Source organism: Streptomyces hainanensis (assembly GCF_004348415.1).
GTDB classification, from domain to species: Bacteria; Actinomycetota; Actinomycetes; order Streptomycetales; family Streptomycetaceae; genus Streptomyces; species Streptomyces hainanensis.
Window position 1 is genome coordinate 1 of record NZ_SMKI01000239.1, and the last position, 11,928, is coordinate 11,928.

Here is an 11,928-nt window from a genome sequence, read left to right on the forward strand (position 1 = left end):
GAACTGGCCCTGCTCTGCGTGAGCCGGACCTAGGCCATCGCGCCCCGGATCGGCGCGGGCGGCTGGAGGGGCGTGGCGAGATTCCCCCGGCGAGTCGGCATGCCGCGGCGTGCGCGGCGGCTACCCGGGCAGAGCTGATGGTCGATCGAGCCTCCCTCCGCCCCTGACGGCTGGACCTGCCGGCCGAGTTGCTCGCGCCGCCTTCTCCCCCCTGCCCGTGAGCACGTGACCCATCTCACGACTGTGACATGTCAGCACATGAGGAGCTATCATCACCTATACGACATCGGACGATGCGGAGCTGTACGCGGATTGCCCGGACGACGAGACCCTGGCTCCGGCGGTGGCCCTGTTCCGCTCGCTGGGAGACACCACTCGGCTGGCGATCCTGCAACGTCTGACCTGCGGGGAAGCGCGGGTGACCGATCTCGTCGCAACGTTGGGCCTGGCCCAGTCCACGATCTCCGCACACCTGTCGTGCTTGCGCGGTTGCGGGCTCGTGGACTCCCGCGCCGCGGGGCGCGCCTCGTTCTACCACCTGGCTCGGCCGGAGTTGATAGATCTCCTCAACAGCGCGGAGCAACTGCTCGCCACCACGGGGGAAGTCACGGCCCTCTCTCCGAACTACGGGATCAGCGCGTCGCCGGGGGAGGACACCCCGTGGGCGGCACGCAGGGACGCGGGATGACGAGCCGGGGCACCGGAGTGGTGGCGGGAGATCGGTTCCGCGCCGCGTCGTCGCCGGCACGCTCCCACGACCGGTGATGCTCCGAGCCGCAGGGCATCTCGTTCCGACTGAGCATGGATGTCGCTATCATTGACCTATGCCGATAATGAGTGGGGCCGCGCCCGGGTTCCGGGAGCAGCTCGCGCCCGCAGTGGCGTTGTTTCGAGGCCTGTCCGACCCGACCCGCCTGGTGATCCTGCAGCGGCTGGCTGTCGGGGAGGCCCGGGTCGTGGATCTGACCACGGCGTTGGACATGGCGCAGTCCTCCGTGTCGGCCCACTTGGCTTGTCTGCGTGACTGCGGTCTGATCACGGCGCGCCCCGAGGGGCGGCAGATGTTCTACTCGCTCACCCGTCCCGAACTGCTCGACGTGCTCGCGTCCGCGGAGACGCTGCTCGAGGCCACCGACAACGCGGTGGCCCTGTGCCCGAACTACGGGGCCACGGCCTCGAAGCAGGAGAAGGCGACCGCCGGACGACGGGAACGGCCGTCGGCCGGCGACGGGACCCGGGGCCAAGACGACTGACGAGCGTGGCCGGGGCAGGCGACAAGAGCCCCGAGCCCATGCGGGTGTTCGGCCCCGGCGCAGCTGAGATCGCCTCGCGGCCGGAGGCGATCGCCGCCCCGGCGACTCCCGTTCCGATGACGGCGCCCGCGCACGTATCCGGTGGGCCGGGCCGCACCGCGACGGACACGACCACGATCTGAACGCCCCCCGGGCGCGCCCGGGGCCGGCCCTTCCCATGGACGAGAGGGCCACCACGGGCCCCGCCGCAGGTGCGGCGAGGTCGTTCCGCGTGCCTCGCCGACCACGATCGGCGCGCCGGGCTCATCGATCCGCGTCGATCACCGCGGACACACCCACGAAACCGCAGACCATCACCCCCGCATCACCATCACGGGCCGATGCTAGCGGGATGGGACGATGTTATCCAGGGCGCACGGTCCTTGACGGCCCAGACGGAAGCGTCTTAAGTTTGCCGATGACAGCAGAGATCAACGGCGACATCGTTGAATCCGGATGAGACCAACCGGGTGCCGACGGTGTCATTCGACGGGTCGTGCGCCCGCCCGTCGACGACCAAGTCAACGCCGTTTCACGGGGGATGCCGACATCCAACGCCGAGTACGGTCCGGAGCCGGTTTCGACCTGCCCGGAATACGGGTCGTCTGCCGACCCGTCCGGTGCTCCGGCCGCGCGGCAGGCATTCCGCAATTTAAGGGGGAATTGTGGACTTTGACTTCACTGCCGCTCAACAGCGGCGGTATGACGAGATCCTGTCCGCCACCCGCGACCAACTCAACGACGCGCCTTCCGAATCGAATGGACACTTCACGCGTCAGCAGTGGAAAACCGCCGCGTCACTCGGCTTGACCGGTCTGTGCCTGCCCTCGGAACACGGCGGCGGCGGGCTCGGCGCGTTGGACACCGCCTTATCGCTCGAGGCGTTCGGGCGCGGCTGTCGCGACACGGGGCTGGTCTTCGCGGTCTGCGCTCATCTGCTGGCCTGCGCGGTCCCCGTTCGGGACTTCGCCTCCGGGGGAGTGCGCGACAGGTTGGTCTCCGGCATGGCGAGCGGCGAGGTGATCGCCGCGAACGCGATGACCGAGGACGACGCGGGTTCCGACGTGGGCCGACTGGCCGTGACCGCCCGTCAGGTCGACGGTGGGTACGTCCTGAACGGCGAGAAGTCGTTCGCCAGCAACGCCCCCGCCGCCGACGTCATCGTCACGTACGCGGTCACCGACCCAAGAGCGGGTTTCCTCGGCGTGACCGCGTTCGCGGTCCGCCGCGACCTGCCAGGGGTCGATGTCGGGGAGCCGATGGCGAAGATGGGTCTGAGCAGCTGCCCCGCGGCGCGGGTGAGCTTCCAGGACTGCCGGGTGCCGGCGGCCTACCGGCTGGGCGAGGAGGGCCAGGGCGGTGCCGTCTTCCAGCACTCGATGACGTGGGAACGCGCGTGCCTGCTCGCCGCCTACCTGGGCGTGATGGAACACCAGTTGGCCGCGTGCGTCGACCACGCCCGCCGGCGCCGGCAGTTCGGTCGCCCCATCGGCGAGTTCCAGGCGGTGTCGCACCGCGTCGCGGCGATGAAGCAGCGGCTCGAAAGCAGCCGCCTGCTCCTCTACCGCGGCTGCTGGCTGCTCGACAACGACCGCGACCACCTCGCGGCGATCTCCCTGGCGAAGCTGGCGGTGTCCGAGGCCGCCGTGGCCAACAGCCTCGACGCGGTGCAGGTGTTCGGCGGCGCCGGATACCTGTCCGCGAACGATGTCGAGCGGCAGCTCCGCGACGCGGTGCCCACCACGATCTTCTCCGGCACCAGCGAGATCCAGCGGGAGATCATCGCCCGGGAGGTCGGGCTGTGACGCTGCACCGGTTCGTCGTCGACGCCGCGGCGACAGCCCCCGATCGCCCGGCGGTCGTCGGCCCGTCCGGTTCGCTCACCTACCGGGCTCTGGACGACCGCGCCAACGCCCTGGCCAGCGGCTTACGCGCACGGGGCGTCGGCCGGGGCGACCGCGTGGTGCTGTGGGCGGACAAGTCCCCCGAGCTGGTGGCCGCGATGCAGGCCGTGCTGCGGTTGGGGGCCGCCTACGTGCCCGCCGACCGGGCCGTTCCCGCAGCACGGGTGGCGGCCATGGTCCGTGACTGCGCGGCGCGCGCCGTCGTGACCGGTGCCGAGGCCGTTCCGCGACTGTCCGACGCCCTTCCCTCCGGTACCCACGTCCTGGACCTGGCCGCGGAGTTCGCACCTCCGGCGGCGCCCGTCGACGAGGCCGTCACCGCCGACGCCCTGGCCTACATCCTCTACACCTCGGGCTCGACCGGGAAGCCGAAGGGCGTCCGCGTCAGCCACGGCAACGCCACCGCGTTCGTCGACTGGGCCGTCGCCGAGCTGCGGGCCACGCCGGCCGACCGGTTCGCCAACCACGCCCCCCTCACCTTCGACCTCTCCGTTCTCGACCTGTACGCGGCGTTCGCCAGCGGGGCGTCGGTCCATCTGGTCCCCAACGAGCTGGCCTACGCCCCCCGGCAGCTCGTGGACTTCCTCCACGAAGAGCGGATCAGCGTCTGGTACTCGGTGCCCTCCGCGCTCACGCTGATGATGCGCGACGGCGGACTGCTCGAACGTCCGGCGCCCGACGGGCTGCGGGCGATCCTGTTCGCCGGCGAACCGTTCGCCGTCGACCACGTCCGCCGGTTGTCCGGATGGACGGGGGCGCGGCTGCTCAACCTCTACGGCCCGACGGAGACCAACGTCTGCACGTTCCACGAGGTCGAGCCGGCGGACCTGCGCCGGGACCGTCCCGTGCCGATCGGCAGGGCAACCTGCGGTGACCGGGTGTGGGCGCGGCGGCCCGACGGATCCGTGGCCGAGCCCGGCGAGGAGGGCGAGCTACTCGTCGACGGCCCGACGGTGATGCTCGGGTACTGGGGGCACCCACCGCACCGCGGCCCCTACCCCACCGGCGACCTGGTGCGGGTGCTGCCGGACGGCGCGTTCGAGTACCTGGGCCGTCGCGACCACATGGTGAAGGTGCGGGGTCACCGGGTCGAGTTGGGCGAGGTGGAGGCGGTGCTCGCCACCCACCCCGATGTCGCGGAGGCGGTCGCGACGGTCGTCGGAACCGGGATGGAGTCGCGTCTGGCGGCCTTCGTCCTCCCCCGCCCGGGCCGCGAGCCGGGCGTCCTGGCGCTCAAGCGCCACATCGCGCGGCGGCTGCCCCGCTACATGGTGGTCGACGAGGTGCACCGGGTCGCGCACCTCCCACGGACCCGCAACGGCAAGATCGACAGGTCCGCGCTAGCGGCACGCGCGGCGGGCCCCACCGTGCCCGCGACATAAGGGCGCCAGCGGGAAGCCACTCGCGAAAAACCCAACCGATAACGCAGGACACCTCACGCATGCGCTTCAGAGAGGAAATCCGACATGTCCGCTGACGAGATATCGGAAAAGATTGGCAGCTATATCCGAGAAAGGTTCCTCGACGGCGACCTGAACAGAGAACTGGAGGAAACCTCACCCCTGTTGGAGTGGGGAGTGCTCAACTCGATGAACACCGCCCTGCTGCTCATGTTCATTCGGGACGAGCTCGGTGTGGCCGTGCCGCCCAAGGGGATCAACGCGGGCAATTTCAGGGACATTCGCAGCATCACTCAGATGGTCATCGAACTCGGGCGCCCGCAGCAGGCGACCGTGGCCGGAAGGGACTGAGGAGCGACATGAGCACCGACTACGACATCATCATCGCCGGCGGCGGCCCGGCGGGTTCCACCGCCGCGGCCTATCTGGCCAAGGCGGGACTGTCCGTCGCCGTCTTCGAGGGTGAGCACTTCCCCCGCGAACACGTCGGCGAGTCACTGGTGCCGTCGACCACCCGCGTGCTGTTGGAGACGGGCGCGATGGAGAAGGTCGACAAGGCCGGGTTCCCCCGGAAGTACGGGGCCGCCTGGACCTCGCAGGAGACCAGGAAGGTCGCGGCCGACGAGTTCAGCAAGCTCGCCCACGAGTTCGGCGCCGCCGTGATCGAGTTCAGCGAGCGGGACCAGGCCGGCGTCGACCGCGACTACACGTACCACGTGGACCGCGGCAGGTTCGACCTGATCCTGCTCGAACACGCCGAGAGCCTCGGCGCGAAGGTCTCCCAGGGCACCCGGGTGCTGAACGTGGACTTCGACGACCCGGACCGGGTGACCGTCGCCTGCCGCAACGACTCCGGGCAGTTCAACGTGACCGGGCGGATGTTCGTGGACGCCACCGGCCGGCAGACCATGCTCGGGCGGCAGCTGCGGGTCAAGGTCCCCGACCCGGTGTTCGACCAGTACGCCATCCACACGTGGTTCGAGGGTCTGGACCGCCAGGCGTTGACCTCCAACCCGGAGAAGACCGACTACATCTACATCCACTTCCTGCCCATCAACGACACGTGGGTGTGGCAGATCCCCATCACCGACACGATCACCAGCGTCGGCGTGGTCACGCAGAAGCACCGGTTCACGGAGGCCAACGCCGACCGCGACGCGTTCTTCTGGGACTTCATGGGGAGCCGCCCGGACCTGGCCGAGGCGCTCCGGAAGGCCGAGCAGGTGCGCCCGTTCAAGGTGGAGGGGGACTACAGCTACGCCATGCGGCAGATCTGCGGGGACCGCTTCCTGATGATCGGGGACGCGGCGCGGTTCGTCGACCCGATCTTCTCCAGCGGCGTCAGCGTCGCCCTGGCCAGCGCCCGGCTGGCCAGCCACGACATCATCGCCGCCTGCGAGGCGGGGGACTTCTCGCAGGAGCGGTTCCGCACCTACGAGGCCAACCAGCGGAACGGCGTGCGCAACTGGTACGAGTTCATCTCCGTCTACTACCGGCTGAACGTCCTGTTCACCACGTTCGTGCAGGACCCGGAGCACCGGCTGGACGTGATCCGCCTGTTGCAGGGCGACCTGTTCGACGAGGGCGAGCCGGAGGTGCTGCGCGTCATGAAGGAGACCGTGGCGGCCGTGGAGAACGACCCCACCCATCTGTGGCACCCCTACCTCGGGACCCTGCGCGCCCCCACCGCGGCGCCGTCGTTCTGACGACCGACGCGAGGCGACGGGGCGACGCGATGCCTCGGCCGCGCCAGCGGTGACGAGGACGCGTCCCCCGTTCGCGAACGAGCTCAGCACATCCGTCCGCGCAGGTGGGTTCCCCCGTGGCCCACCTGCCGGAGAACCGGCGCCGCCGGAGTCGTGTCACGCGGCCGCCCCGCCGACCCATGCCCGTTGGTGGCCAGTGGAGGGAGAGAAGATCATGGTTGCCGAGTCAGCCGTTCCGCCGCACACGGCCGAGCCCATCGCCATCGTCGGCGTGGGGTGCAGGTACCCGGGCGGGGTGCGTGACCTCGACGCGTTCGGCGCGATGCTCGTCTCCGGCGCCGACATCGTCGGCGAGGTGCCGGCCGACCGCTGGGGTCGCGAGTTCTGGGACACCGAACGCCGACGCCCCGGCACCACCTTCACCCACGTGGGGACCTTCCTCGACGACATCGACCGGTTCGACCCGGCCCACTTCGGGATCGCGCCGCGCGAGGCGGGCGCCATCGACCCGCAGCAGCGGCTGATCATGGAGGTCGCCTGGGAGGCGATGTCCGACTCCGGGCGGCCCCGCGAGCAGTGGGAGGGCACGCGCACCGGCGTGTTCGCCGGCATCCTGTCCAACGACTACGCCCTGCTGCACGGCAAGACGCTCGGGGTGGAGGGGATCGGTCCGCACTACGCGACGGGCACCGCGTTCAGCTTCGCCGCCGGCCGCGTGGCACACGCCTTCGACCTGCGCGGCCCGGCGTCCGCGGTGGACACGGCCTGCTCGTCCGCTCTCTTCGCCGTGAGCATGGCCTGCCGAAACCTGAGATCCGGGGAGTGCGACATCGCCGTCGCCGGCGGCGTCAACCTGATGGTCGCCCCGGAACTCAGCGTGTTCATGAGCCGGATCGGCGCGATCTCGCCCTCCGGTCGGTGCCGGCCCTTCCACGCCGCCGCGGACGGGATGATCCGCGGCGAGGGCTGCGGCTTCGTCGTGCTGAAGCGGCTGTCCGACGCGGTGGCGGACCGCGACCAGATCTACGCCACCATCCGGGGCTGGGCCGTCAACCAGGACGGCCGCAGCATGGGCGTCACCGCTCCGAACGCGGCCGCGCAGATCGAGCTCCACCGCGCCGCGCTGCGCCACGCCGGACTCGGGCCCGACGCCGTGGACTTCGTCGAGGCGCACGGCACGGGCACCCCGCTGGGCGACCAGGTGGAGCTCCTGGCCCTCGCGGAGGCCTACGAGTCCCGCCCGGCGGAGCTGCCCCCGATGCTGGTCGGGTCGAGCAAGGCCGTGTACGGGCACACCGACGCCGCCGCGGGCATCACCGGACTCCTGAAGGCCCTCTGGATCGTCGACTCCGCACACGTGCCGGCGCAGCCCGGCCTCGACCAGTTGACCAGGGCGGTGGACTGGGAGAACAGCCGGATCGCGGTGCCCACCGCCGGCCACGACCTGCTCGCGCTCGGCCGTCCGGTCCGGGCCGGGGTGAGTTCGTTCGGGCTCAGCGGCACCAACGTGCACGTCATCGTCGAGGCGGTCCCGGACGACGCCACCGCCGCGGAGCCGCCCTCGGGCCCGAGGGTGCTGCTCGCCTCGGCGTCGCACGGGGTGGGGCTGGCCGACCAGGTGTCGCTGCTGCGCGCCCGGGTGGTGGAGGCGAAGCCCCACCTGGCCGACCTGGTCGCCTCGGCGGCGACCCGCCGGACCCACGAGGCCCATCGCTACGCCGCCGTGGCGGGCGAACCGGCCGAGCTGGTCGACGCGTTGGGGGACCCGGGGCAGCCACCGAACGGGGGCTACGCCGGCGTGGTCGATCCCGACGACGTTCCGGCGCCGGTGTTCGTGTACTCCGGGCAGGGCAGTCAGTGGTCCGGCATGGCCGCCGACCTGTACGAGAGCGATCCGACCTTCCGGGACACCCTCGACGCGTGCGACGAGCTGATGCGCCGCCAGGTGTCGTGGTCGCTCGTCGACGAACTGCGCCGCGTAGCGGACGGGGCGCTTGACCGCACCGACATCGCCCAACCCGCCATCGTGGCCGTCCAGATCGCCGTGACCCGGTGGCTGGCCCACCGGGGTGTGCGGCCGTCGGCGGTCGTCGGGCACAGTGTCGGAGAGATCGCCGCCGCGCACGTGGCCGGCGGCCTGTCGCTGGCCGACACCATGGCGCTGGTCGCGCGTCGCGGGGAGCTCCTGCACGAGACCGCGGGTGCCGGCGGGATGCTCGCCGTCCAGGCCGATCCGCCCGCCGTCGAGGCGGTCCTGGGCCAGGTGGGCGGCTCGGCCGTGATCGCGGCGGTCAACGGCCCGTCCACCGTGGTCGTCGCCGGGCCGCACGAGGATCTCGACGCGGTGGAAGCCGCCCTCACCTCCGGGGGGCTGCGCAGTAGGCGGCTGGGCCTGGACTACGCCTTCCACAGCCCCGTCGTCGCCGACCGCGGCCCGCGGCTCGCGGAGCGACTCGCCGACCTCGAACCGCGAGGGACCGCGCTGCGCATGCTGTCCACGGTCGCCCCGGAGGCCGACGCGGTGCGCCTCGACGCGTCGTACTGGGAACGCAACCTGACGCGGCCGGTGCTGCTGGGGCCCGCGATCGACCGGCTGCTGGTCGACGGCCGCCACGCGCTGGTCGAGATCGGCGGGCACCCCGTCCTCGCTCGCCCGCTGACCGCGGCCATGGCCGCGGCACCGCGCCCGGGACCGGTACTGCACACGCTGCGGCGCTCCGAGGGCGGTGCGGTCGCCCTGCACCAGACGCTCGCCCAACTGCACGTCGCCGGCGTGCCGGTCGACTGGGAGCGGGTCACCGGGCGGCCGCGCCGCTACCGCCGGCTGCCACCGCCCTCGTGGGGCGGCGAGCGGCACTGGCTGCCCGGCGTGGAGCGCGGCCGGCAGACCGGTCGGCTCCACGGTGCCGCGGCGCTGCCCGCCGGCGCGCGGTTGAGCCTGCTGGACGCGGACGGGCGCGTCATCGCCGAGATGCGGGCCGAACCCGGGTCCGGGAACGGCACCGGAGGCGCTCCGCCGGCGACCGGCGAGGCCGCTCGCGAACCCGCCGCGAGCGGCCCGGCCTCGGCGGGCGGCGGACCGGACCCTTCGGTCGTGCTCGTCGTGGAGCGTGTCGACGCCGTGGTCCGGTCGGTGCTCGGCGTGTCCGCCGGGCAGCCGCTGTCGCGCCGCCGCGGCCTGTTCGAGCAGGGCATGGACTCTCTGACCGCCGTGGAGTTGCACGCCCGCCTGGAGGCGGAGTTCGCTCTCGCACTACCGTCGACCGTCGTCTTCGAGCGCCCCACCGTCGAGGCACTCGGCACCTGTCTGGCCGACCTGGTCCCGACCGAGCGGGCACCGGCCTCGACGGACCGGGCGTCCGCCGCGCGTCCGGCGCGCGACACCCCGCCGGACGCCGTCGCGGACCCCGCCGAGAGCGGCGTCGCGGTCATCGGGGTGGCGTGCCGGCTGCCCGCCGCGGACTCGCCGGAAGCGTACTGGGCGCTGCTGACCGAGGGGCGCCACGCCATCGCGGAGCCGCCACCGGGCCGCCGGGACCACCCGATCTGGTCCGAGGCCGGCCCCGACGTTCCCACCCGCGGCGGCTACCTGCGCGATGTCGCCGGCTTCGACGCCGAGTTCTTCCGCGTCTCCCCCCGGGAGGCGAGCTCCCTCGACCCCCAACAGCGGCTGCTCCTCGAGGTCACCTGGGAGGCACTGGAGGACGCGGGCCACCCGGCCCGCGCGCTGGAGGGCCGCCCGGTCGGCGTCTACCTGGGTCTGAACACGGCCGACTACCAGCAGTTGCTCACCCGCGACATGCGGCAGGTGGACCACTACTACGGCACGGGCACCTCCTTCGCCGCCACGGCCGGCCGGGTGTCGTACTTCCTCGGCCTGCGCGGACCCAGCATCGCCGTCGACACGGCGTGCTCGGCCTCGCTGACCGCACTGCACCTGGCGTGCCAGGGCCTGGACCGCGGGGACTGCGAGATCGCCCTCGTCGGGGGCGCCAACGCCATCCTCGCCCCGACCGTGTCGGTGTCCATGTCCGAGGCCACCGCGCTGGCGCCCGACGGCCGCTCCAAGTCCTTCGACGACGACGCGGACGGCTACGGCCGTGGCGAGGGCGCGGTGGCGCTCGTCCTCAAGCCGTTGGCCGCGGCGCGGCGGGACGGTGACCGGGTCTACGCGGTGGTGCGCGGCAGCGCGGTCAACCAGGACGGCGCGAGCGGCGGCATGACCGTGCCCAGCGCCTCCGCCCAGGTCGACGTGGTCCGGCAGGCGCTCGACCGGGCCCGCTGGGCCCCGCACGAGGTCGACTACGTGGAGGCGCACGGCACGGGCACCCCGCTGGGTGACCCGATCGAGGTCCGTGCGCTGGCCGAGTCGCTGGGGCCGGGACGCGACGCCTCGAACCCGCTGTTGATCGGCTCGGCCAAGGCCAACCTCGGTCACCTGGAGGCCGCGGCCGGCGTGGCGGGCCTCCTCAAGGCCGTCCTGTCGCTGCACCACGGCGAGATCCCGCCCCACCCGCTGAACCGGCTGTCGACCCGCGTCGACTGGGACCGGATCCCCGTCGCGGTCGCGACGAGCCGCCGGCGGTGGCCGGATCGCGGTCGCCCGTCACGGGTCGGCGTCAGCGCGTTCGGATTCAGCGGCAGCAACGCGCACGTGCTGCTCGAACAGGCGCCGCGCACCACTGCCAGCGCGCCGGCCGGGACCCGCGCCTCCCTGCCGTACGTCCTGCCCGTCACCGCGGCCACCCCGACCGCCCTGCGCCAGGCGGCGGGCCGGATGGCCGACCGGCTGGGCGCCGCGCCGGACGAGGTGGACGACATCGTCTTCACCGCCGCCCACCGCAGGTCGTGGCTGGAGCACCGGCTGGCCGCCGTGGGGCAGGACGCCGCCGAACTCGCCGCGTCGCTGCGCCTGGTGGCCGCCGGTGAGGAGACGGCACAGGTGCGCGTCGGCCACGCCGAGGGCGACGAGCCCCGCACGGTGGCCTTCCGGTACGGCCCCGAACTGCCGGCCGCCGAGCTGCGGCGGCGGCTGACCGCCGCACCCGACTACGCACGTGCCCTGGACAGCTGCGCCGACATGCTGGAGACGGTCACCGGGACGAGGCACGACCTCACCGCGGAGCCGCCGAGCGCACTGCGCGCGGCCTACCGCTTCTGCCACCACGTCGCGACGACCACGCTGTGGGCCGGTGTGGGCGTCACCCCGCACGGCGCCGTCGGGCTGGGCGGCGGACAGGTCAGCGCGGCCTGGGCGGCCGGGCAACTGACCATCGCCGACGCGCTGCGGCTGCTCACCGGTCGGGCGGACGGCGTCGGGCTGCGCCCCGGCCGCATCCCGGTCGTCCCCGTCGAACACGGCGAACCCGCGGCCACGGCCGAGGAGTTGGCCCGCCGCGCCGCCGCGCCGGCCGACGCGACCACCGCGGAGGAACCGACGGGATACGCCGACCGGATCGCGGCCGCCCGACTGGACACCGTCCTGGACGTCACCGGGGCTGAACCGCCGCCGCCGGACAGCCGTCGGGCGCCGCCGTTCCGGGCGCGGGACCCGCTGTGGCGTCTCGCCCTCGGCGCCGCCGAGTTGTTCGTCTCCGGCTGCGCCCCCACCGGCCCGGCCCTGGCC

The 11,928-nt window shown here is 72.7% G+C and carries 7 protein-coding genes; all 7 read left to right on the forward strand.

Annotated elements, in window-relative coordinates; all coding sequences use genetic code 11:
• Positions 1-343 precede the first annotated feature (343 nt).
• On the forward strand, positions 344-688 hold the full coding sequence (locus tag E1283_RS21310; RefSeq protein WP_243744995.1) for an ArsR/SmtB family transcription factor: 345 nt from the start codon (positions 344-346) through the stop codon (positions 686-688).
• 136 nt (positions 689-824) lie between these two features.
• A complete protein-coding gene (locus E1283_RS21315; protein WP_243744996.1) occupies positions 825-1,253 on the forward strand; it encodes an ArsR/SmtB family transcription factor in 429 nt (142 codons plus the stop codon).
• A gap of 704 nt (positions 1,254-1,957) precedes the next feature.
• Positions 1,958-3,097, forward strand: a complete 1,140-nt coding sequence (locus E1283_RS21320) for an acyl-CoA dehydrogenase family protein (RefSeq protein WP_132819716.1) — start codon at positions 1,958-1,960, stop codon at positions 3,095-3,097.
• On the forward strand, positions 3,094-4,578 hold the full coding sequence (locus E1283_RS21325; protein WP_132819717.1) for an amino acid adenylation domain-containing protein: 1,485 nt from the start codon (positions 3,094-3,096) through the stop codon (positions 4,576-4,578). The genes E1283_RS21320 and E1283_RS21325 overlap by 4 nt, the downstream gene beginning before the upstream one ends.
• An 84-nt stretch (positions 4,579-4,662) precedes the next feature.
• Positions 4,663-4,947, forward strand: coding sequence for an acyl carrier protein (locus E1283_RS21330; protein ID WP_132819718.1), 285 nt, complete (start codon positions 4,663-4,665; stop codon positions 4,945-4,947).
• A gap of 8 nt (positions 4,948-4,955) precedes the next feature.
• The gene (locus E1283_RS21335) at positions 4,956-6,302 is read left to right on the forward strand and encodes an NAD(P)/FAD-dependent oxidoreductase (RefSeq protein ID WP_132819719.1); all 1,347 of its coding nucleotides are present in this window, start codon (positions 4,956-4,958) and stop codon (positions 6,300-6,302) included.
• Positions 6,303-6,516: 214 nt separating this feature from the next.
• A partial coding sequence (locus tag E1283_RS21340; protein WP_132819720.1) for a type I polyketide synthase occupies positions 6,517-11,928 on the forward strand: 5,412 nt, incomplete at its 3' end.